Below are 21,119 nucleotides of genomic sequence, written 5' to 3'. Positions count from 1 at the left end.
ATGAGCCTTGAAACCCGCGTGGAGACAGCGCCGGCGGAGCGCCTCTACGGCGTCTGCGACTACTACGACGCCGAGTCCCTCCTCACGGAGGACGAGCGCCGGGTTCTGGGCCGTTTGCGCGATTTCCTGGACCGAGAAGCGAAGCCACTGTTGGCCGACTACTGGGAGCGGGGCGAATTCCCCGCCCAGTTGGCCCGGCCGCTCATCGATCTGGACATTATGGAACCTGCCGAGCTCAGGGGCCCTGGCGCAGGGAACGGTCCCGCACGAGGCATCTACCAAGGCTTCAGGATCTTCGAACTCGCCCGCACGGATGCTTCGCTGGCCACCTGGTACACGGCGCAGGCCGGCCTCTTCCGCACCGCGATCCGGGTGGGCGCCTCGGCGCAACAGCAGGCCCAGTGGATGCCGAAAGTCATCGATTTCTCGCTCAAGGGCGTGTTTTCCCTGACGGAACCGGAGTCCGGCTCGGACATTGCGGGCGGACTCTCCACCACCGCGCGCCGCGATCCCAACGGCGATACGTGGGTGCTCCATGGTGCCAAACGCTGGATCGGGGGCGCTGCGACAGCGGATGTCCTCGCAGTTTTCGCCCGGGACGTCGTTGACGGACAGGTCAAAGCGTTCCTCGTGGATCGCGAGGCCGCCGGGGTGACTTTGGAGAAGATCCAACGGAAAACGTCCTTGCGGATGATGCAAAACGCCCACATCACGCTCGACGGCGTCCGGGTCCCCGAATCCATGCGCCTGCACAACGTGAACTCATTCAAGGACGTGGCGGCGATGCTCCGGGCCATGCGCTCGGACGTCGCCTGGATCGCCACCGGCATCCAGGCCGGTGCCTTCGAAGCAGCCCTCCGCTACGTCCGCGAGCGCCACCAGTTCGGCCGCCCGCTGGGATCCTTCCAGCTGGTCCAGGAGAAGCTGGCCCGCATGCTCGGCAACCTCACGGCAAGCTTGTCGCTCGTGGTCAGGCTGACCGAACAGCAGTCCCGCGGCGTCTACCGCGACCAGGACTCCGCACTGGCCAAGATGCAAAGCTGCCTGGCCATGCGGGAAACAGTCGCTCTGGCCCGCGAACTGGCAGGCGGCAACGGCATCACGCTTGAGAGTGATGTTGCCCGGTTCCACGCCGACGCTGAAGCCGTCTACTCCTATGAAGGAACCCACGAAATCAACGCCCTGATCGTCGGTCGCGCCCTTACGGGCGAAAGCGCCTTTACCCGCTAACCCCACGCTCTCTTAATCCAAAACCACCACAGGAGGCAACAATGCCCAATCTCGTCGTCGACTTCGACAAATTGCTCACCCTCGCCGGAACCGACCTGGGCGTCACCGAATACCGCGAAATCACCCAGGAACAAATCAACAAGTTCGCGGACGCAACCGGAGACGACCAATGGATCCACGTGGATCCGGAACGGGCGAAGGACGGGCCGTTCGGGGCCCCGATCGCCCACGGCTTCCTCACCCTCTCGCTCATCATCCCGTTCTGGGGGGAACTGTTCGACGTCGAGGGTGTCACCACCAAGGTGAACTACGGCCTGGACAAGGTCCGCTTCACCTCCCCGGTCAAAGTGGGCGCGCGCATCCGCATGCAAGCCACCATCGCCGAAATCACCGAGGTCAAGGGCGGCGCCCAGATCAAGGTGGCCAGCACCATCGAAATCGAAGGCCAGGAACGCCCCGCCGTCGTCGCCGAATTCCTCGCCCGCTTCTACAAATAGCCGCCACAAGCAGCTCCCCCCACCCCTGCTTTAAGGAACAACGATGTCCCAAATATCGCAGCTTCAATCCATGGACGTAGCCACCAAGCGCAAGGAAGCACGCACTGTCATTGCTTCCAGCTACCTGGGCAGCACCATCGAGTACTACGACTTCCTGCTCTATGCCACTGCCGCGGCTGTGGTTTTCCCCAAGGTCTTCTTCTCGGGAATGGACGACTGGGTGGGTGTCGTGGCCGCCTACGGCACCTTCGCCGCGGGATACGTAGCCCGCCCGTTGGGTGGCGTCATCTTCGGCCACTTCGGCGACAAGCTGGGACGCAAGGGAATGCTCATCGTCTCCATGTTGGTCATGGGATTGGCATCCGCTCTGATCGGCCTGGTCCCGGGCGCCTCAGTGGCGGGTCCGTGGAGCGCCGTGATGCTTGTTGTGCTTCGCGTTTTCCAGGGCATCGCCGTGGGCGGAGAATGGGGCGGGGCCGCCTTGATGGCGCTGGAGCATTCGGAATCGGGGAATCGCGGCTTTGCGGCCTCGTTCGTCAATGCCGGAGCGCCGTCGGGCGCCGTGCTGGGCACCCTCATCATGGGCGTCTTCTCGGCACTGCCCAACTCCGAGTTCCTCGCTTGGGGCTGGCGCGTTCCCTTCCTGCTCTCGTTTGTCTTGCTCGCAGTGGGCATGTTCGTCCGGCTCAAGGTTTCGGAGAGCCCCATCTTCCAAGCCGCCATCGAACAGGAAAGGGTGGCAGAACAGGAAAGAGCGGCCCGCAACGCGGACAACGGCGGCGCCATTAAGCCCGTCATCCCACTCCTCCAGGTGCTGCGCCGGCCCAAGACCCTGATCTTCACCATGCTCGCCGGGGCGGCGGGTTTTGCACTCCAGGTGGTCCTCGCAACGTTTGCCGTCACCTTCGCCGTCTCCAAAGGCGCCGATCGCCAGGGCGTGCTGTACGCCTTCGCCGCTGCTTCTTTCATTTCCATTTCCTTCGTGATCCTTGGCGGCAGGCTCTCCGACAAGCTTGGCAGGCGGCCCGTGATGATCGGCGGACTCGTACTCTTCATCGCCTATCTGGTCCCGATGTTCCAGATGTTGTCCTCGAACAACATCCTGCTGATCTTCGTCGCCTTCACCGTCGGCCTGATGATCCACTCGACGCTCTTCGGGCCCCTGGCGGCCTTCGTTTCGGAGCAGTTCGGCACCACATCCCGCTATACGGGGGCCTCGCTCGGTTACCAGCTCGCGACGCTCCTCGGGGCTGGTTTCACGCCGGGGATCGTGGCCCAGATTTTCAAGGACTCCGGCCAGAACACGGGCTCGGTGGTCTTCTACCTGGCCGCGATGTCGGTCGTCTCCATCATCTTCATCCTGTTGACCCGGGAACCGAAGAACAACGATTTGCAGACCGTCCGGCCGTGAGGCGGCGAAAGGTCTAGCTTGGAAAGAAGAAAGGACCGTCATGGAGAATTTTGGCATTGGTTCGTGGCTGCAGCGTCGCCGCCCGAAGTCCGGGAGCAAGATTGCGCTGATCGCCGGAGACCGGCAACTCAGCTATGAGGAATTTGCGGAACGATCGGACAGGCTCGCCAACGCCCTCAAAGCCGGGGGCGTTGCCAAGGGCGACAGGGTGGCCTACCTCGGTGAAAACCATCCCGCGTTCCTTGAAACGCTTTTTGCTTGTGGGCAGCTCGGGGCGATCTTCGTACCCCTCAACACTCGATTGGCGCCGCCTGAGATCACCTTCCAGCTCGACGACTGCGGTGCCGTTGCGCTGATTCACTCCGGGAGCCTCGGCAACCTTGCGGCCAGCGGCGCGGAAGGCACCCACGTGAGCCGGCGCATCGCCGTCGGCGACTCCTTCACGGGCGGCCCGGCCTTCGGCGACAGCGGACGTGAGAGCACGACGCCGGCGGAAGACTATGAGGACGTCGTCGCCTCGGGGGCTGCGCAGCATCTGGACGAAGAAGTAGGGCTGGACGACGGGGCCATGATCCTTTACACGTCCGGTACGACAGGTCGACCAAAGGGTGCGCTGCTGACCCACGGCAACATCACCTGGAACTGCATCAACGTGGTCGTCGACTTCGATTTCTCCTCCACCGACGTGGCCCTGATGATCTCCCCGATGTTCCACGTCGCGTCGCTCGACATGGGAGTGCTGCCGACGCTGCTCAAGGGCGGGACCGTGGTCCTCGAGTCGAGGTTCGATCCCCAGCGCACCCTGGAGCTCATCGAGCGGCACCGGGCGACCACCATCAGCGGGGTGCCCACCACCTACCAGATGCTCTGCGAGCACCCGGCCTGGCCGACGTCGGACCTTAGCTCCCTCAACAAGCTGACCTGCGGCGGATCAGCAGTTCCGATGCGCGTCCTGGAAGCGTACGAGACGCGCGGGCTGCGCTTCTCCAACGGCTACGGAATGACGGAGACGGCGCCGGGGGCCACCACGCTGCCCGCCGCCAGGTCCCGGGACAAGGCAGGCTCCTCCGGGTTGCCGCATTTCTTCAGCGATGTCCGGATCGCCGACGTCGCAGGAGGCCTTGCCGAGCAGGGCGCGGTGGGGGAAATCCAGATCAAGGGCCCCAACGTCATCCACGAATACTGGAATCGGCCCGATGCCACGGCTGAATCATATGAGCACGGCGGCTGGTTCAAGTCCGGGGACATGGGTTACAAGGATGCGGACGGATTCGTCTTCGTCTCGGACAGGCTCAAGGACATGATCATTTCGGGCGGCGAGAACATCTACCCTGCCGAGGTGGAACAAGCGATCGGTGAACTCGACGCCGTGGGCAGCGTGGCAGTCATCGGTGTCCCGGATGAGAAATGGGGAGAGGTCCCACGCGCCGTGGTGGTGCTGCGCGAGGGAGCCTTGTTGACCGAGGACGAACTCAAGGAGCACCTGGCCGGCAGACTGGCCCGCTACAAAATCCCGAAGACTGTGGTGTTCGTGGACGACATGCCACGAACGGCCAGCGGAAAGATCCGAAAAAGCGAACTCCGGCGGAGCACTGTTTCCTGAGGGATTCGCTTCCGAGAGCAGTAGCGTATCAGCGTCCGGTCTCTATAGGGATGCATGACGCGGATCCACCGAGGGGTGGTGAGTCGTCGGCAACGATCGCATCGACGTGGGCCAGTGCCGAAGCCGCCAGACCGTCGTACACCCGTACGAAGATCTTGCGGGCTTCGGCCAATGGCCATTTCTCGGGGAGCAGCTCTGCGGGCAGATCGGGGTCGTTCCAGGGAAAGGCGCGCCAGGCGTCCATGGCCATCGTGCGGACGCGGAAGGCCTCCGCGGCGGTAACAAGGCCAGCATCCGCCTTCTCCACCCAAGGACTGTAGCTCTCAATGAAGGGCGCGTACTGCTCCGCCAGCTCCTCGGGAGACCACGCCGTGATCAGGCTTTTTCCGCGCAGGGTCTGATCCGCCGTCCGAAAGATGACGTAGTCCTCGACGCCAAAGGACGCACAGTTTTCTTCCAGCTCCTCGGCATGGTCCCGCGGCGATACCCACAGCGCCCCGTAGAGCGGGGCGAATCCCCGCCATCGAAGCCGGGAACGGAACATGTCCCGGATTTCCCTGGAGGACTCGGGAACCGAGAATGCGATCACCGTCCAGGAGCCGTCCCAAGCGTTGCTTTGGCTACCGAACAAGCGCACCTGTTCAAATCCGATGCGCAGCCGCACTCGGGCCCGCTGAGTGAACCGGTACCGCGACGTTCTTCCGGCGCTGGACTGTTCAAACACTCCCCTGCTTGCCAAGCGGCTGAGACCCGTCGCGCAGGCGGAGGGCGACACGCCAAGCGGGGATGCGAGTGCCGAGATCAGTTTGGCGGGAATCCACTCGTCCGTGTTTTGCCAGAAATCGCCGAGCATCGTGGTGAGCAGGTGCTGGGTAGACGAGCCCTTCAAGGGGCGGGGAAAGTCCACAGGGGCCTCGGGGACCAAGCCGGAAGCGGAGGAAGCAGTCGCTGGCATCACCTACCCATTCTGTCAGCCCTTGCGCCGCAATAATTTATTATGCACTTATATTGACGGACGTGGACGAAGTCGCATACTATTTTTCTACGAGTGATGCAGACCACAATTCTTAGCGGAACTCAGCCCCTGCCGCACTGCGAGCCCCAAGCCCCTTTCACACTCAGGAGATCCGCAATGACCGCTGGTCCCATCGTTCCGCCGACGGCACTGACGCCGCCCGCTGACATCACCCCTTCAACCACCCACGCCGGCACCGGACATGCCCGCCGGGCTGCCGCCGCGAGCTTCATCGGCAGCACGCTCGAGTACTACGACTTCTTCATCTACGGCTCGGCGTCGGCCCTGATCTTCAACAAGATCTTCTTCCCCGGAATCGACCCGGCACTGGGTACCCTTCTTTCCATGGCGACCATTGGAGTCGGATATTTCGTCCGTCCACTGGCCGCAGGTGTCATCGGACACTTCGGCGACCGCATCGGCCGCCGACAGATGCTGGTTCTCACCTTGGTCATGATGGGGGTTGCCACCTTCCTCATCGGGTGCCTGCCCCCCACTGCCGCCATCGGCGCTACCGCCCCTGTCCTCCTGGTTCTGCTGCGCGCCCTGCAGGGCGCTTCCGCCGCCGGTGAATCGGTTGGCGCGGTCACGATGACACTCGAGCACGCACCCAGCAACAAGCGGGCGTTTTACGGGAGTTGGGTCAACACCGGAGCGGTCGCCGGAATCATGCTCGCCTCCCTGGCCTTCCTTGCGGTATCCCTCCTTCCACAGGCCGAATTGCTGAGCTGGGGCTGGCGTTTGCCCTTCCTCGCGAGCATCATTGTCGTGGCGGTGGGACTGTACATCCGGCTTCGCCTTCCCGAATCCGAGGTGTTCGAATCGGCAAAGGAGTCCGAAGGCTCCAAGGAACTGCCGCTCAAAGTCGTCCTGCGGGACCACTGGACCACCATCATCAAGGTCATCTTCTTTGGCCTATGGAGCGTCGTGTCCTCGATCTTCGCGGCCTTCGCGCTTGCCTACTCTGGAAAGTTCGGGATCCCCGCCGCCCTCATGCTCACCGTCACCATCGTGACCGCGGCCCTCGGGATCGTCGTCCAGCCATACGCAGGCATCCTCGCCGACAGAATCGGCCGCAAGCCCGTGTTCATTGCCGGCAACCTCATCTGCGCCGCATCGGCCTTCGCATTCTTCTGGTCAATCAGCGCCGGCTCGATCGCGCTGATCTTCGTCACGGCCATCATGTTCATGACGGTCGGTTATGGCCTGGTCAATCCGCTCGGCCCCTCCATGACGGCCGAGATGTTCGAAACCCGCATCCGGTACACGGGGGCCGCGACAGCCTCACAGCTCGGGTTGGTTGTCACCGGATTCGCGCCGACGATCGCAGCGGCAATCGTACAGCCCGGCCCCACCGGCTGGGTGCCCGTAGCGGCCTTCACTGCTGGCTGCTGCCTCGTCTCTGCCACGGTGACGGCCATCTGGGTCAAAGAAACCTACAAAGTACCCACCGAAGCGCTGGGCACGAAGACCTCCAGCCCGTCTTGAGCCTCCGCGGAGGAGGTACGGCTGCGTGCTTCCTCCGCGGACCCCGAACTCCACCAACCCAAAGGACCGCCCACGTGAGCCCGCTCCCCGTACTCATCGAGACCGACGTCGAAACCCGCATGACCGATGGCACAGTCCTGCGGTCAACCGTCTACCGCCCCGCGGACGACGGCGGCGGACGGTTTCCGGTCTTGCTCACCAGAACTCCTTACGGCAGGGACCTCTCGGTAAATTCCGCCTATTTCAACCCGGCAACCGTAGCGGCCGAGGGTTATGGAGTGATTCTGCAGGACTGCCGCGGGAGGTTCGGCTCGGACGGCGTCTTCACCCCTTCTGTCAGCGAAGCTTCCGACGGCGCGGACACGATCGCCTGGGCCGCAGGGCTGCCCTGGTCCGATGGCAGCGTCGGGATGTGGGGCCGTTCCTATTTCGCCGAGACACAATGGCGTGCTGCATCTTTGTCGCCGTCCGCCCTCCGTGCCCTCGCCCTTGGCATTTCAGCAGGTGGAAATGCCAACAACGGCGCACTCTACCGAGGTGGAGCCCACGAGCTCGGCAGCCGGCTCGGCTGGGGCCACGCCTCAATCTCCGTGAACGAACTCTTCCGCGAGTTCGACGACGACCCCGAGCGTCGCGAAAAGGAACTCGAATCCTGGCTCGACCTGGACCGCGGCTTCGCCGACGGCTCGCTCTTCGACACACTTCCGCTGTGCAGGCTCTCCCCGAAACTCGGAACGTTCATGAATTCCCATGTGCTGCCCTCCGCGGGTGAGGATCCGGGCAGCCGCTTCACGAAACTGTGGGACGCCGCATCGGCAACGCCCGTCCCGCTCCCGACCCTGCACATCGGCGGCTGGTTCGACATCTTCGCGCCTAACACATTCGAACAGTACGGAAAGCAGCTTGAGTTGAGCCGGGACCAGGGCTCCCCCGCACCCCGCCTGATCGTCGGCCCCTGGACCCACACGAACTTCACCGGCGCCTACCCGGACATCAACTTCGGGATCGCCTCGGCGTCCGGGATGATGAACGGCCTGGGGGACTTGTCGCGGATCCACACCGACTGGTTCGACGCCGTCCTCAAGAATCGGCCGGAGCGCCTGCCCCGCATTCCCACGGTGTTGCTCTACTTCATGGGCGAGAACCAGTGGCGCGGCTTCGAAGAACTCCCCGTTCCAGCGAGCGAACGATCCTGGTACTTCGGACGTGACGGTTCCCTCCCCCCCGAGCCCGGAGCAGACGGCATTGCGGAATACAACTACGACCCCCTGAACCCTGTGCGCACAGTGGGAGGAGCCACGATGATCCACGGCACCTTCCCGGCAGGACCCGCCCGGCAGGAGACCGTCGAAGAGCGTGAGGATGTCCTCGTCTTCACCAGCGAGGCCTTCACCGAGCCCCTGACCGTGTTCGGGGAAGTGCGGGCCAGTTTCTTCGCCTCTACTTCTGCCGTCGATACGGACTTCGTGGTGCGTCTTTGCCGAGTGGCGGCCGACGGAACATCCTTGTCGCTGGCAGACGGGATCGTCCGCGCCTCCTGGCGGGATAGCCATGCGGGCACTGGACGCTACGCTCCTGGCCACGAGCCTTCCCTGGTCAAGCCCGGCAGCATCCATGAATACACGGTGAGTCTCTGGCAGACGGCTTATACTTTCGCGCCCGGCGAGCGGCTCCGGGTGCAAGTCACCTCCAGTTGCCATCCGCGCTGGGACAGGAACCTAAACACCGGCAAGCGCGCCTACGACTCTGACGAGACGGTCATTGCCCGGCAGGCCATCCACTTCGGTGAGCTGCACCCGAGCCGCCTGATCGCAGGCGTACTGTGACCACCAACCGGACGGCGGCACCCGGGCTGTCCTTTTTCGCCGAAGTCTCTGTCGACGTCGGGCCGCCGGTCGACGTCGGGACTACACCGGAGGGACACCGCCGGATCGTTCCTATCACCGGAGGAACTTTCCACGGCCCCCATGTCAGCGGCAAGGTCCTTCCGGGCGGCGCCGACTATCAGATACTGCGCAGCCGGGAACTCACTGAACTGGATGCCCGATATGCGCTGGAAACGGACGCGGGACAACGCGTCTATGTCCACAACACAGCACTTCGTCACGGCACGGAAGAGGACATCGAACGACTGAACCGAGGCGAGGATGTCCCCCCGGACCGCATCTACTTTCGCTGCTGGCCGCGTCTAACTAGTTCCCCGCCCGCACTCTCCTGGCTCAACAACCGTCTAGCTATTGGAACCGGCGAACGCCATCCCGATCAGGTGGTCGTGCGGATCTTTTTGATCGACTAGCCCTGCCGTCGTCGGACTCTCTCACCGCTGGTTAACAACCACACCCGGCACATCGAGGCAGTTGTCGAGTAGGAATTCCCCAAAACAAGCAACCACCACTCGCGACAGGAGCGGTCTGTACTCCTACTGTTGCGCCTAGCGTCCATGCCGAGACGGATGGACCAGATTTGCGCGACTGAGTCCGGACTGCTGATGGACCCAGAGTCAGGCGGCATCCCGTAACCATCAGGAATGGGGCAAATCATGATGACGTTGAGGCTGATTCGGACCCAGGTTGCTAGCGCCCACAGCCATGGACAAAGGCAAGGCGGACGGGCTGGATGGACTACCCGCCGTCCCAGAACCAGGATTGGTGCACCTCCTGCGTAGGGACAAGGACTGACTCCATGCTGGGTCCGCCTCCCGGACCGGGCCGCCGGGGCCTCGGCCTTTCGTAGCAATGCCGGAATCAGCCGATGTGCTGGGATTTGGGGCGAACTTGGACGGGCAACAATGGATCTGGGTCGCGCTGGTGCTTGTTGGAGCAGCGGTGGTAGGAGCTGTGATGGTCTTTGGACGCCAGCGGCGGACGTTGCTCCATCGCAAGAGCCCTGCCAAACACCGCGAACCGGACACTGCCTATCCCCCGGCCAACGACGGCGGTAAGGGCGACAAGCCAGAGCCTCACCATCCGGAATCGTGAGACCGGCGGAAATAGGAGGCTGCGACCCCGCCCGGGACTACCAACCCAGACAAAGAAAACACCCCGGTCCGAAGACCGGGGTGTAACCGATGACCCGACTCATCCCTGAAGGATGTCTCGACTCATCACAAATGTGGAGATGGGGGGAATTGAACCCCCGTCCGATGTCGTGTTGTCAGGGCTTCTCCGGGCGCAGTTCGCGTCGGAATTTCTCGGCCCCAGCTATCCTGCGAACAAGTAGCTGATCCGGGCCCAGTCATCTAAGTGTCCCATTTGCCTCGATGACGGAGGCAAACAGCAGTGGCTATCTAAATGACGCCAGGATCCGGGGCAATAGCAACCTCGGGCTGACGGACTGTCTTACTGCTTAGGCAGCAAGAGCGAAGTCAGTGCGCTTAGAATTGGCACTTATTGGTTTGCAGACAGCGTTTACGAGATAATTCTGCATCCTCGGCCCGCTTCACCTGTCGCGACTAACATCGTCGAAACCGATCATCCCCGTATTTTGTTATCAATCCCTGCAGAACCGCGAGCGCTCAAGAGTATCCGCGAATCAATTCCTGCTGGGTTAATCATCATAACGCATGGAGGCACCGGAACATTCCGGGACACGCCTTAGCTTCCGCCCCGACGGAATCCTCACCGAACTAGCGGCGGTTCCGCTCGCGGAGTTCGCGCAGTGATTCGCGCTTATCCTGCTGCTCACGCAGCGTCTGGCGTTTGTCATAGTCCTTCTTGCCTCGAGCGAGGGCAATCTCGACTTTGGCGCGTCCGTCCAGGAAGTACAACTGGAGCGGCACCACAGTCAGGCCGGTCTCGCGGATCTTACCGGAAATCTTGTTGAGTTCCTCGCGGTGAAGCAGCAGCTTACGACGGCGGCGGGCGGCATGGTTGGTCCAGCTCCCTTGGTTGTACTCAGGGATGTGGATGCCCTCCATCCACAACTCGTCATTGTAGAAGGTGCAAAAGCCGTCAACCATCGAGGCATGACCCTCACGCAGGGACTTCACTTCAGTTCCCATGAGGGCAATTCCGGCCTCATAAGTATCCAATATGTGGTAGTCATGCCGGGCCTTCCGATTGGTGGCCACTACCTTACGGCCACTTTCCTTGGGCACGGTAGAACTCCTTGGTTGTCGAAGAATCACACTAGTCTACGCCAGCAGAACCCTGCCGCGTGGGCTACAGAAGGTTCATAGGATCTGTAGCCTGACCATTCACCCAAGTTTCAAAATGCACATGGCATCCAGTGGAGTTACCCGTTGTACCCGAGTAGGCGATGAGCTGGCCTTGGCTCACCTGCTGCCCCGAAGAAACCACCACGCTGGTGTTGTGGTAGTAGATAGTGGTCAGGGAGTCGCCGTTGATGACCCCGTGCGAAATCTTGACCCTGTTGCCGCCGCCGTCGTTGCCCCAGCCAGCCGAAAAGACCGTGCCAGCCGCGGCCGCGTACACCGGGGTGCCGCAAGGCGCACCGAAGTCGATGCCGGTGTGCATGTAACCACCCTGGCCGTAGAAATCAATGGTTCCAGGCGGCGTCGCTCGCCATCCGAATCCCGAGGTGATGGGGATGTTGCCGGGAACCGGGTGGATCAGGCCAAAGCCGGAGCGAGGATTGCTCACAGGTGGTACGTAGGGTTGCGGTGCCTGGCCTTGAGCCTGGGCGGCAGCAGCCGCGGCTGCGGCGAGCCGCTGTTGCTCGGCCAGCCACGCTTCACGCAGCTTGCGGTCCCGCTCCGAGATCTCAGCCGCGACGGAGTCCTGCATCGCCTTCACTTGCTGCAGTTGAGTCTGAATCCCGGGCTTCGCCGCTTGAAGTTGGCTATTGAGGCGGGTGGTGTCCGAAATGAGCTTGTCCACCTCGGCCTTCTTGGCTGCCGCATCGTCACGGGCTGCCTTTTCACGCTCCAGTGCGGCATCAGCCTTCGCCTTGAGATCCCGAATTTCCTGTTCGACGGCGGCAAGCCGGGCCTGCGAGTTCACGTTGGTGGCACTCTGCTGCGTCAACTTGGTCATCGCCGCGTTTTGGCTGCGCATCGCCTGGTTGGCGAGATCCATCGTTTCGGTGAGGTTCCCGCCGTCGTTCGATCCGAACAGCAGGGCAACGTTTGTGGGCACGCCGCCGGATTTGTACGCCTGGGCCGCGATCTGGCCGATGAGTTTCTTGGTGTCCGTGATCTTTTGCTTATCGTTTTCCAACTGCTCGGTGATCTTGGCCTTGCTCTGCTGCGCCAAATCGACACGCGCTGCGAGGGCTTCAGCTTCCTTCACCGCGGAAGCGACCCTGCCCTGCGCTTCGAGAAGTGCCTGTTGCGCTCCGGGGAGCCTGCCCTGGTAGATCACGAGGTCGCCAGCCGCCTTGGCGATGTTCGCGTCAACAAACTCCAGGGATTGTTGTACTCGCGCCGATTCCGCGTTAAGGGCGGCCTGCTGGTCATCGAGGTTATCTGCGTGTGCCAAGGGGGCTGTGCCCAAGCTCGCAGCCAGTGCAATGGCCAGCACAGAGCCGGCAACCTTCGCACGGCCGCTGACCATGCGTATCTGCAGGACAGCCTGGTACTTCCGGGTCATCGGCTGTCCTGTTCGCTGGAGGTCACTGCTTTTCATGGCTACACCTTGAGGTATCGGCGAAGGGTCAGGAGGGAAGATATCCCTGCCAGTCCGCCGCCCAACGCTATCAGGACCGGAGCGATCACGAGTACCTGGGCCGAGGAAATAAATGGAGTGTTCAGGAACTGTTTCGACAAGTCTCCGTTGAGCCAGAATTGGGCCACTAGCCACAGTGTGCCGGAGGCCAGCACAGCTCCGACGACGGCGGCGATGACGCCTTCAAGTATGAAGGGCAGTTGGATGACGGTTTTCGATGCTCCGACGAGCCGCATGATGCCCGTCTCCCGTCGCCTGCTGAACGCGGACAATCGGATGGTTGTCGTTATCAGCAGGACAGCGCAGAAGATCATGATTCCTGCGACCACCATCGCCGCCACAGATGCGCCGTTCATCCACTCAAAGATCCGTTCCAAGACCTGACGCTGATCGCTCACGGTCTCCACGCCGGCTTGGGAGGAAAATGTCTCGCTGATGATCTGGTACTTCTCAGGGTTCTTCATGTTGATTCGGAACGACGCTGGAAGCTGATCCTGGGTTACCGAGTCAACAATCGGAGAGTTGGAGAACTGTTCCTTGAAGTGCTTGAACGCCTCAGCCTGGGACTCAAATTGGTAGTCGCTGATGTATTGCTTGACCGCAGGCGAGTCGAGCATTTTGGCCAGGTTGTCCTGCTGTTCCTTTGTCACTGCGCCCGAAGCACAGCCAGTCGCCGTCGAAGAGTCATTGCAGAGGAAGATGGCAACCTGGACTTTGTCGTACCAGTAGCCCTTCATCTGGTTGATTTGCATCTGGAGCATGCCGGCCGCGCCAACAAACGTCAGGGACACGAAAGTCACCAGGACAACGGAAATCACCATGGACAGGTTCCGGCGCAGGCCGCTGCCGATCTCGCCCAGGATAAATGCGAGCCTCACTGCTGAACCCCCTGCGCGCGGTCGATTTCCGCATCGCTGGCGTCCTTCATTCGCCGGGACTCCCCCACCACCGGAATCATCGAGGTGTACAGGGCCCTTGCCTCGTCACGGACCACAACTCCGTTCCGGAGCTCCACCACACGCTTGCGCATCTCGTTCACAATGTCGTCGTCGTGCGTCGCCATGACCACAGTGGTGCCGTTCTGGTTGATCTTGTCGAGCACGCCCATAATGCCCATCGAGGTGATGGGGTCCAGGTTTCCGGTAGGCTCGTCCGCCAGTAGGATGCCGGGCCGATTGACGACGGCGCGGGCGATGGCCACGCGCTGCTGCTCACCTCCGGAGAGCTCATGGGGCATGCGGCGTTCCTTACCTTCAAGCCCAACAGTCTTCAGCACCTCTGGAACAGTCTCCCGGATGATGCTCCGGCTCTTACCAATCACCTGCATGGCGAAGGCCACGTTGGCGAAGACGTTCTTCTGCGGCAACAAACGGAAATCCTGGAAAACGACGCCGATGCCACGGCGAAGCTTAGGGACGCGCCAGCTTGAAATGTTGGCCACGTTCTGGCCGGCGACGTAGACCGAACCGGATGTTGCCCGGTCTTCCTTCAGAATGAGTCGTAGAAACGTCGACTTGCCGGAGCCTGAAGCCCCGACGAGGAAGGTGAATTCTCCACGGTCAATCTCAAGGTTGACAGCATCCAGCGCCGGACGGGCATTGGGGTCGTAGACCTTGGTGACATTCTCAAATCGGATCATGACTCTTCAGAACCCCGCCGGACATGCCACGTTCGGCCAGTCCAACCGCCAGCGCACGGGCTTTCGATGGGGGAAGTTGAGCGCCGGCTCTTCGACTATACGCACGCTCCGCTACGGAATTGCGGGGTTAGTGCGGTGTGTCGCCCAATCGGACGATCGGTGGCTACTCTGCGGCGTTGCGGTTGCCGGTGCGCCAGCGGATGCCGGCGTCGATGAAGTCGTCGATGTCGCCGTCGAGCACCGCTGACGTGTTGCCCACCTCGTGTTCAGTGCGCAAGTCCTTGACCATCTGGTAAGGATTGAGCACGTAGGAACGCATCTGGTCGCCCCACGACGCCTTCACGTCCCCGGCGAATGCCTTCTTCTCAGCGTCCTCCTGTTCCTTTTTCAGCAGGAGGAGGCGCGATTGGAGCACGCGCATGGCAGCTGCACGGTTCTGCAGCTGGGACTTCTCGTTTTGCATGGAGACCACAATCCCGCTCGGAATGTGGGTCAAACGCACAGCGGAGTCCGTAGTGTTGACCGACTGTCCGCCAGGACCGGAGGAACGGAAGACATCGACGCGGATCTCATTGTCCGGAATATCAATAGAGTCGGTCTGCTCAATGAGCGGGATAACCTCGACGGCGGCAAAGGAAGTTTGCCGCCGGCCTTGGTTGTCGAAGGGGCTGATGCGGACAAGTCGGTGCGTTCCGGCTTCGACGCTGAGCGTTCCGAACGCGTACGGCGCCTTGACCTCGAATGTAGCTGACTTGAGGCCCGCTTCTTCGGCGTACGAAGTGTCCATCACGGTAGTCGGGTAGCCATGGCGCTCCGCCCAGCGTAGGTACATGCGCATCAGCATCTCGGCGAAATCTGCAGCATCAACGCCGCCTGCGCCCGCACGGATGGTGACTACGGCCTCGCGTTCGTCGTACTCTCCCGAGAGCAAGGTGACCACTTCAAGTTCCTTGAGGGCCTTGCGGATTGAATCGAGTTCCGTAGCGGCTTCGACCATGGAGGCGTCGTCGTCTTCGTCTTGGCCGAGCTCGACGAGGACTTCGAGATCGTCGATGCGTCCCGTCAGCCTGTTCAACCGCTCAAGTTCTGACTGCCGGTGTGACAACTTGGACGTAATCACCTGCGCGGAGGAAGGATCGTCCCAGAGGTTCGGCTCACCAGCTTGCTCGCTCAGTTCTGCGATCTCTTCCTTGAGCTTCTCGACGTCGGAAACCTGTTCGATGGAGCGGTAGGTGGAGCGAAGCGCGCGGATTTCTGCGGGAAAGTCAATCTCAGCCATGGTTGTTCCAGAGTACGCCATCCATTGCCCGGCGTGGCGCGGGCAATGGACGTGTGAAGGCTTGCCTTAGCGGGTAAGCCGGGAGCGCGCGGTGGATCGGGCTTCGATCGGAATGCCTTCTGCCAGCAGGAAACTCACTACAGGCGGATGGGCAACCGCCCTGAGCACGACTTCAGCCGTAGCGCTGTCCGGACTTCCTGTGTCCCGTCCGACGGCAAGTTGATCGAACCGTGAATAGGCGCTGTTTTGGCTCAGGTATGACTCGGTAACACTGCGAACCCTCTCGCTGCTGAGTACGGCCGAGGGCTTTTCAGCACCGCCTACTTGACCGAGCGAATAACTGTCCGCAGCTGCTACCGACGCTCCGTCGGCCAGGGAGAGAAGCTTCTTGTGTTCTATGTACACAGCCGAAGCCGCGGCAACAACCGTTGCCAGCAACAATGCGACCACCACGTAGCCGAGGGTCAATACCATCATTTGGCCGTTCTCGCTGCCCTTTGCACGGGACCTCAGCGCGTTTGCGGGCAGGGCAACGTCCGTCACCTGAACCGTCCGACGATTTGCGTGGCAGATGCGTTCAGATGCGCGGCATCCAGGTGCAGAGTCTCGCCAAAGGGCACCATCGGCAGCGGTACCGTGAGCTTGACCGTAACAGTGACGGCCGTCCCGGCAGAGAGACAGTCATCGCGGTCGCACGCGACGTCCACAGTCGCCCGCTGGGCGGAATGCCCGTAGTCCGCGAGAGTCAACGCAGCAGCCTGTTCAGCGGCGACTCGACCTTGGGAGGCCTCTTTCCGCGTCACGTAAACTTTGGCGGCCTGGTCCGCTGCACCTACGACGGCGAAGGAACCACCTTGGACCTGCCCGATGGTGACGATGAAATAGACCACAGGAACCATGAGCAGGAGGGACAAAAGAGTGAACTCCACCACTGCGCTTCCCCGCTCTGGGGCACTCTGTTCGAGGCCACGCCGCGTGCAATTGTTGTCCGGCCCCTCCTGGGGTGGCAGGCAGAGAGCCTCGCGGAACCGGGCAAGCCCAGCGCGGGCAAGATCAATCGGAAATCGCGGCATGACCCCTCACCTCCAGTGCAGGGCCCGGTCCGATCAACCCTATGACCGGCAAGGGCGCCCGGACCGTCACTTCCAAGGTGCGGATTCCTTGGACGCTAGCCTCCGACGTCGAGATGTCCCGGGCAAACTCTGCATTCAGGGCAGTGCCGATCAGGTTTGCTGTGCGCTCACGCGCATCTGCCGGCGTCCTGTCCGCGAGAGTGCCATAGCGGGCTCCGGACGAGGCCGCATCGATCAGGGTATTTCGCACATGCATCACGAGGGTCAGCTGGACGATGGCCAGGAAGAACACCGTCACGAGCCCACCGACCAAAACAAAATCCACGACGGCGGATCCCTGCTCGTCCCAGCGACAGACACCGGTTCGGCTGCCACTCTCCGCTCCCCTGCTGCGGAACGGCATGGGCTACTTTCCCACCTTGCTCATGGCTTGGTTGAAGAGCCCTTCAAGAGCCGGGCCGGCGAGTGCAAGCAAGCCCGCAACGAGTGCCGCAGACATCAATGTGATCATGACCCAACCAGGTACATCGCCTCGCTCGGGATGATTGTCTCCGGGGGCCAAGTACTTTCCCGCGTCCGTCTTGAGTCCTGATCCGGATAGCAGGAGAGCCCACAATTGCCAAAGCAAAAGGCCTGATGCGGGAAGGCCGCTGCGTCCGAGTTTCTTCATTATTCCCCATTTCCATTGTGCAGGAATCCGTTGCGAATTTCCGTGCGGTTTTTTGTTGTGGACATTCAGCGAAAAGTCCGAGTGATAGATGCGAAAAGGTCGTTGTGGATCGCGCATTAGAAGCCAAGATTCAGTGCGGCTAGGCCCGGATACACGGCGAAGATCACGGTGAGGGGCAGGACGCCGAAAACAAGCGGCACCATCATGGCGATCTCCTTCCGGCCTGCCGCTTCCATCAGCTCGCGTTTGGCTGAATCACGGACGTCTGCAGCTTGGGCCCGCAATACATCGGCCAAGGGGGTACCGCGCTCGACGGCAACTACAATTCCGTCCACGAACCGGACCAGCGGGCCGAGATCGGTTCGTCCCGAAAACTCGTGCAGCGCTTCGATCAGAGGCGTGCCGGCGCGCGTTGCGGCCAATACCAAGGCAAACTCCTTCGCCAATTCGCCGCTGGCCGTACGACACACGCGGTCGAGGGCACCGCTAGCGCTCTCCCCCGCGCCGACCGCAAGTGCCATCAGCTCGGCAAGGCTGGGGAATTCCGCCAGCATCCGGCTCTCCCTTCGCTTGATCTGCACCCCCAGCAAGTAGTCGCGGAAAAGGAACCCACCAAGGGCACAAACCAGAACTGAGACGACCGCAAGCAGCGGGCTGAACCGGCCCGCAGTTGCGCCCATGATCACGGCGACAACCGCCATGGCAAAGCCCGCCGCTGCCCACAACAGCTGCTCTGCCCGAAAGTCCAACGCAGATTTTCCCGAGCCGGCCTTCGCCAGCCTCTTGTTGAGTGCGGCGGTATCGAAGTTAAACCGCGTCAGGTGGTGCAACGCGTCCCGGAAAACGGGCCTCAGAATGCGTTCCAAAGGGCCGAACGGCGCAATGTCACTGGTTGATGCCAGCAATCGGGACTCAAGATTTTGGGACCGTAGTTGCGGTTCAATGCGTTCCGAGAAGGGAGTGGAGCGCATGAATGGCATGCGAACGAAGATGAGCCAAAGCCCGGCTCCCAGGAGAAGACCGAAGAACACAGTCATGGCAGTCAGTGCAGTCATCGAAGCACTCTTTCGTCCTCGGGAAGGGCGCCGATGCGGAGCATGCCCCAATAGCAGAGCCCCGAGACCAAGAGTCCGCCTCCCAGTACGCTGGCTCCTGCCGCTGAATTGTAAGCATCAACAGCTTCCGGCCTACTGGCCAGCAGCATAAGGACGATCCAGGGAGCGGCAACCGCCAGTCGCGCTCCGTTGATAGTCCATGATTGTCGCGCCTCAAGCTCACTTCTGGTCCGGGCGCTCTCGCGAAGGAATTCGGCGAGAGTTCCTAGAAGTCGGCCGAGATCGGAGCCCCCCACTTCCCGGGTCAGTCTGAGTGCCTCGATGATCCGGTCGGCAACGGGATCGGCCAGGCGCTCTTTCAGCTTGTTCAGTGCTGAATCGAAATGGCCACCGGAACGGTAATCCGCACCGAATTCCCTGAAGAGCTCCCGCAGTTCCTCGGGACCTTTGTCAGCGAGCTGGACGAGGGCCTCGGGCAGCGAAAGCCCCGCTCGGATTGCTGAGCGCAGGTGGTCAACCACGTCTGGCCACAGCTCCCGGAGCATCGCTGTCCGTTTGCGCGCCCGCCAGCTGACAATGGCCAAAGGAAGCCAGGCACCGAACAAGCCGAAGCATGCCGCGATCGAAAGGGAGGCTGTCATGATGAAGATCACCAACACGGCGAAAAGACCCAATCCCACACAGGACGCGATGAATCCCCTTACGCTCACTTTCTCGATCCCGGCAGTGCGCAGCAAGGTCTCAAGGCGTTTCGGTTTAGACTCCTTGACGGCAGGCTGTTGCTCCCAGGCGGACCACCAGATGAGAAATACGCCCAGCCCACAAAGAACACCCAACAGCGGCGCCATCAGTAGTGCTCCAGCAGCGTCGCAACATCAAAGCCTGCCCGGGCAAATTTCTCCGCATCGGGCATGGAATGCGTTTTGGGTTGAAGACGGCCATCCTGCATCGCGAATACGGTGGACGACTCAATGATGCCGTTTTCCACGCGTCGGCCCAGCGAAAGGACTTCGGTGACTTGCCGGCGTCCGTCCGCATGGCGGCTGCAATGGACCACGAGGTCGATGCAGGACGCCACTGTTGGAACAACGAAAGCGCTCGAAATGTTGTCACCGGCCAACAGCGGCAATGTGCAAATCTTGGTCACGGCGTCGTGGGCAGAGTTGGCGTGAACTGTACACATGCCAGGCAGACCCGAGTTCAAGGCAATGAGCATGTCCAGGCTTTCGGCTTCGCGGACTTCGCCCACCACGAGGCGGTCCGGCCGCATGCGCAGAGCCTCTTTGACGAGTCGGCGCAGAGGAATTTCGCCTTGACCCTCGAGGTTCGGCTGGCGGCACTGCAGGCCGACGACGTCACGTAGCGGGAGTTGGAGTTCAAAGATCTCTTCGACGGTGATGACCCGCTCCCGCGAGCCGATGTTGGCAGCCAGGCAATTGAGCATGGTCGTCTTTCCAGCTTGCGTGGCTCCAGAAACGAGGATGTTCAATCCACTGGCCACCGCAGCTCCCAGGAATCGGGCTGATTGTGGCGTCAATGTGCCTAGCTCCACAAGATGTTCGAGCCTGCTCGCCTTGACCACGAATTTGCGGATGTTCACAGCCCAATTCCGGCGAGTCACATCGGGAATGACGACGTGGAGCCGCGAACCGTCGGGCAGGGCGGCATCCACAAACGGTGACGAGAGGTCCAGCCGGCGCCCCGAACTTTTGAGCATCCGCTCCACGAGGTCGCGGACCTGTTGCGCGCTGAGGCTAACCGACGTGAGTTCGGATTCGCCATTCCGGGCAACGTAGATCTCGTTCGGCGCGTTGAGCCAGATCTCCTCGATGGTTGGGTCGTCCAGAAGTGGCTGGAGCGGGCCGAAGCCTGCAACGGCGTCGAACACGTACTTGCGCGCTGTGTCCAGATGTCCCAGGGGAGGCAAGGGGCCAAGAAGGGCCCGCTCGTCATAGTCACTCACCGCGGCCTCGACGAGTCGGTGTACTTCGACTGCTTGGCTCAGAGGGTCCAGTCCTCGCCGTCGAATCAGCTCGCGGACTTCATCCTCGACGATGCGCAAAGCATCCATCTTTCCCCCAATGCAAGATGCGCCTCTGGCGCTGTGGAACCTCCAACATGGTTAAAACTTAGGGGAGGTTACAACATGGGACCAAGTCAAATTGGGGCGGTTGTGGATAACTGCCTCCATCACGGCGTGGGGCTAGAGATCCCCGCTTCCAGGGGAACCTGCAGCCATTGGATTTTCCAAAGCCCGTATGTGGTGCCGGATCCACGAAATCGGAACGAATTTCGCCCACTACTCGAGTGTTGACGGTGATTAAATGCGAGTGTTGACACCCCTGTTGGCCGCTCGTAGCGTCAAGTAATCAGCCGCGCGCCGCGGGCAGGAAGCACGCCCAGCGCCTTGGTTCATGCCGTTGACGCGCTGTCGGTTTAGACATACAAATGCCCACGATGAGTACTGGCAACTCCGAATTGTGCAAGCGGGAACGATAGATGGCACTGAAGGTCTCACCAGTCAGGTTGCAGGCG

The 21,119-nt window shown here is 61.6% G+C and carries 20 protein-coding genes and 1 other RNA gene; 7 read left to right on the top strand and 14 right to left on the bottom strand.

What is annotated here, in order from left to right:
- The 4 genes from OOZ51_RS01805 to menE are packed head-to-tail and all read left to right on the top strand — an operon-like array spanning position 1 to position 4,741.
- A complete protein-coding gene (locus OOZ51_RS01805) occupies positions 1 to 1,230 on the top strand; it encodes an acyl-CoA dehydrogenase family protein (RefSeq protein WP_265977172.1) in 1,230 nt (409 codons plus the stop codon).
- Between the two features lie 41 nt (positions 1,231 to 1,271).
- The gene (locus tag OOZ51_RS01800; RefSeq protein WP_265977171.1) at positions 1,272 to 1,727 is read left to right on the top strand and encodes a MaoC family dehydratase; all 456 of its coding nucleotides are present in this window, start codon (positions 1,272 to 1,274) and stop codon (positions 1,725 to 1,727) included.
- Between the two features lie 43 nt (positions 1,728 to 1,770).
- Positions 1,771 to 3,138, top strand: a complete 1,368-nt coding sequence (locus OOZ51_RS01795; RefSeq protein WP_265977170.1) for an MFS transporter — start codon at positions 1,771 to 1,773, stop codon at positions 3,136 to 3,138.
- Between the two features lie 40 nt (positions 3,139 to 3,178).
- Complete coding sequence (menE, locus tag OOZ51_RS01790) at positions 3,179 to 4,741, top strand: o-succinylbenzoate--CoA ligase (protein ID WP_265977168.1); 1,563 nt, start codon at positions 3,179 to 3,181, stop codon at positions 4,739 to 4,741.
- Positions 4,742 to 4,769: 28 nt separating this feature from the next.
- Here the strand turns inward: menE and OOZ51_RS01785 are convergent, their stop codons facing one another.
- The gene (locus OOZ51_RS01785) at positions 4,770 to 5,696 is read right to left on the bottom strand and encodes a PaaX family transcriptional regulator (RefSeq protein WP_265977307.1); all 927 of its coding nucleotides are present in this window, start codon (positions 5,694 to 5,696) and stop codon (positions 4,770 to 4,772) included.
- A 177-nt stretch (positions 5,697 to 5,873) separates the two neighbouring features.
- Between OOZ51_RS01785 and OOZ51_RS01780 the strand changes: the two genes are divergently transcribed.
- The 3 genes from OOZ51_RS01780 (at position 5,874) to OOZ51_RS01770 (ending at position 9,540) form a co-directional block, all read left to right on the top strand.
- Positions 5,874 to 7,244, top strand: coding sequence for an MFS transporter (locus OOZ51_RS01780; protein WP_265977167.1), 1,371 nt, complete (start codon positions 5,874 to 5,876; stop codon positions 7,242 to 7,244).
- Positions 7,245 to 7,318: 74 nt separating this feature from the next.
- On the top strand, positions 7,319 to 9,070 hold the full coding sequence (locus OOZ51_RS01775; protein ID WP_265977166.1) for a CocE/NonD family hydrolase: 1,752 nt from the start codon (positions 7,319 to 7,321) through the stop codon (positions 9,068 to 9,070).
- Positions 9,067 to 9,540: a DUF3237 domain-containing protein gene (locus OOZ51_RS01770; protein ID WP_265977165.1), complete on the top strand. Its 474-nt coding sequence runs from the start codon at positions 9,067 to 9,069 to the stop codon at positions 9,538 to 9,540. The genes OOZ51_RS01775 and OOZ51_RS01770 overlap by 4 nt, the downstream gene beginning before the upstream one ends.
- A gap of 813 nt (positions 9,541 to 10,353) precedes the next feature.
- On the opposite strand, the gene ssrA is transcribed toward OOZ51_RS01770, so the two are convergent.
- The 13 genes from ssrA to OOZ51_RS01705 all read right to left on the bottom strand — a co-directional run bounded on the left by ssrA (position 10,354) and on the right by OOZ51_RS01705 (position 20,655).
- Positions 10,354 to 10,722, bottom strand: a transfer-messenger RNA (tmRNA) gene (gene ssrA / locus OOZ51_RS01765).
- A 147-nt stretch (positions 10,723 to 10,869) separates the two neighbouring features.
- Complete coding sequence (gene smpB / locus OOZ51_RS01760) at positions 10,870 to 11,340, bottom strand: SsrA-binding protein SmpB (RefSeq protein WP_028264808.1); 471 nt, start codon at positions 11,338 to 11,340, stop codon at positions 10,870 to 10,872.
- Positions 11,341 to 11,404: 64 nt separating this feature from the next.
- The gene (locus OOZ51_RS01755; RefSeq protein ID WP_265977306.1) at positions 11,405 to 12,757 is read right to left on the bottom strand and encodes a M23 family metallopeptidase; all 1,353 of its coding nucleotides are present in this window, start codon (positions 12,755 to 12,757) and stop codon (positions 11,405 to 11,407) included.
- A 74-nt stretch (positions 12,758 to 12,831) separates the two neighbouring features.
- On the bottom strand, positions 12,832 to 13,746 hold the full coding sequence (ftsX, locus tag OOZ51_RS01750; protein WP_265977164.1) for a permease-like cell division protein FtsX: 915 nt from the start codon (positions 13,744 to 13,746) through the stop codon (positions 12,832 to 12,834).
- On the bottom strand, positions 13,743 to 14,507 hold the full coding sequence (ftsE, locus tag OOZ51_RS01745; RefSeq protein ID WP_059387583.1) for a cell division ATP-binding protein FtsE: 765 nt from the start codon (positions 14,505 to 14,507) through the stop codon (positions 13,743 to 13,745). Before ftsE ends, ftsX begins: the two co-directional genes overlap by 4 nt.
- Positions 14,508 to 14,670: 163 nt before the next feature.
- Positions 14,671 to 15,786 (bottom strand): peptide chain release factor 2, encoded by a 1,116-nt coding sequence (gene prfB / locus OOZ51_RS01740; RefSeq protein ID WP_265977163.1) that lies wholly within the window; start codon positions 15,784 to 15,786, stop codon positions 14,671 to 14,673.
- 66 nt (positions 15,787 to 15,852) lie between these two features.
- Complete coding sequence (locus tag OOZ51_RS01735; RefSeq protein ID WP_265977162.1) at positions 15,853 to 16,263, bottom strand: pilus assembly protein TadG-related protein; 411 nt, start codon at positions 16,261 to 16,263, stop codon at positions 15,853 to 15,855.
- 62 nt (positions 16,264 to 16,325) lie between these two features.
- Complete coding sequence (locus tag OOZ51_RS01730; protein WP_265977161.1) at positions 16,326 to 16,859, bottom strand: hypothetical protein; 534 nt, start codon at positions 16,857 to 16,859, stop codon at positions 16,326 to 16,328.
- Positions 16,840 to 17,262: a TadE family protein gene (locus OOZ51_RS01725; RefSeq protein WP_265977160.1), complete on the bottom strand. Its 423-nt coding sequence runs from the start codon at positions 17,260 to 17,262 to the stop codon at positions 16,840 to 16,842. The genes OOZ51_RS01730 and OOZ51_RS01725 overlap by 20 nt, the downstream gene beginning before the upstream one ends.
- Before the next feature lie 3 nt (positions 17,263 to 17,265).
- Positions 17,266 to 17,529 (bottom strand): hypothetical protein, encoded by a 264-nt coding sequence (locus OOZ51_RS01720; protein WP_265977159.1) that lies wholly within the window; start codon positions 17,527 to 17,529, stop codon positions 17,266 to 17,268.
- 116 nt (positions 17,530 to 17,645) lie between these two features.
- Positions 17,646 to 18,584 carry a type II secretion system F family protein gene (locus OOZ51_RS01715; RefSeq protein ID WP_265977158.1) on the bottom strand — a complete coding sequence of 313 codons (939 nt, stop codon included), beginning with the start codon at positions 18,582 to 18,584 and terminating at the stop codon, positions 17,646 to 17,648.
- The gene (locus OOZ51_RS01710) at positions 18,581 to 19,432 is read right to left on the bottom strand and encodes a type II secretion system F family protein (protein WP_265977157.1); all 852 of its coding nucleotides are present in this window, start codon (positions 19,430 to 19,432) and stop codon (positions 18,581 to 18,583) included. Before OOZ51_RS01710 ends, OOZ51_RS01715 begins: the two co-directional genes overlap by 4 nt.
- Positions 19,432 to 20,655, bottom strand: a complete 1,224-nt coding sequence (locus OOZ51_RS01705; protein ID WP_265977156.1) for a TadA family conjugal transfer-associated ATPase — start codon at positions 20,653 to 20,655, stop codon at positions 19,432 to 19,434. Before OOZ51_RS01705 ends, OOZ51_RS01710 begins: the two co-directional genes overlap by 1 nt.
- Positions 20,656 to 21,119: the final 464 nt, after the last annotated feature.

Origin of the sequence: Arthrobacter rhizophilus, assembly GCF_026241105.1 — a bacterium.
In the GTDB taxonomy this organism is placed as follows: Bacteria; Actinomycetota; Actinomycetes; order Actinomycetales; family Micrococcaceae; genus Arthrobacter.
The sequence above is the reverse complement of the archived record's forward strand: the minus strand, read 5'-3'. Positions and strand labels throughout refer to the sequence as shown.